Raw genomic sequence first — 516 nt, forward strand, 5'->3', positions numbered from 1 at the left:
CAGTTTTTATGAGCATAAAGAAACTCCAGGTCTTGGCGCTCGTATCGAAGAGCCAGAATGGCGCGCAAAATGGAACGGCATCCATTCTTATGATGACAGTGGCGAAGTTGCCACGGGTGTAACCAAAGCCGGGAATTCAAAAGAAAACTGGGTTGATGGCATCAGTGGTGCAACTCTGACTAGCCGCGGCGTCAGTAATATGATTCAGTTTTGGTTAGGCGAGCAAGGCTATAAGCCTTATCTAGATATGCTACGTGAACAGAGCGGCCAGACACTTGATAATGCAGACACACAAGCAAATCAATCAAAGCCGGCAGCTCAACCTAAAACCGAATTGGCAGCCACGCTACCAGTAGCAAACGGCAAGGAGGCATAACATGGCTGATACTAAAAGTATTTTAACCACGCCTATTTTTGACAATAATCCCATTGGTCTACAGATTCTCGGTATCTGTTCGGCGCTGGCGGTCACAACAAGTATGGCAAATGCCATGGTTATGTGTGTGGCATTGACAT

2 protein-coding genes are annotated in these 516 nt (G+C 46.7%); both read left to right on the forward strand.

Annotated elements, in window-relative coordinates; translation table 11 throughout:
• A partial coding sequence (locus tag ACS8FC_RS20920; RefSeq protein ID WP_439298194.1) for an FMN-binding protein occupies nucleotides 1-376 on the forward strand: 376 nt, incomplete at its 5' end.
• 1 nt (nucleotide 377) lies between these two features.
• Nucleotides 378-516, forward strand: a 139-nt coding sequence (locus tag ACS8FC_RS20925; RefSeq protein ID WP_439298195.1) for an Rnf-Nqr domain containing protein, incomplete at its 3' end; no start/stop codon positions are given.

Source organism: Psychrobacter sp. 1Y4, assembly GCF_051847555.1.